This window comes from Exiguobacterium sp. SH5S4 (assembly GCF_004337045.1).
GTDB classification, from domain to species: Bacteria; Bacillota; Bacilli; order Exiguobacteriales; family Exiguobacteriaceae; genus Exiguobacterium; species Exiguobacterium aurantiacum_A.
Map to the genome: position 1 here is coordinate 1 of NZ_SJUQ01000071.1, position 420 is coordinate 420.

The window sequence follows — 420 nt, forward strand, 5'->3', positions numbered from 1 at the left end:
ACATAATTAAGCGAGAATTCTCCCACCTCTAAGCGTCTGGGGCGAGGCCCAGCGTAGGTGGGAGATGAATCGCCCGTACATAAACCTCTTGGCCACCCCTGTGACAGATATGACGAACATAAGTTCGCGATTCCGTCAGATTTCCCTTCCCCCGTCGCGGGTATCGGATGAGGAAGGCGTTCATCACGATCATCGGCCGAGAGGAGGGGGAGACATGCTGAAGGGCTACAAATACAGGCTCCACCCGACGGCGGAACAGGCCGATTTCCTGGTCAGGACGATCGGCTGTGCCCGCCTCGTACAAGCCCCTGTTCCCGTTCCTCGCCGAGGCGGACAGCCTCGCGCTCGCCAACGCGAAGCTTCACCTCGACGCGGCGTTCGCGAAGTTCTTCGCCGGGACGGCCGGCTTCCCGGTGTTCA

1 protein-coding gene is annotated in these 420 nt (G+C 60.5%); it reads left to right on the plus strand.

Going from position 1 to position 420, the window contains the following annotated elements:
- Positions 1 to 214: 214 nt before the first annotated feature.
- Positions 215 to 420, plus strand: a 206-nt coding sequence (locus EVJ32_RS16015; protein WP_255569917.1) for a helix-turn-helix domain-containing protein, incomplete at its 3' end; no start/stop codon positions are given.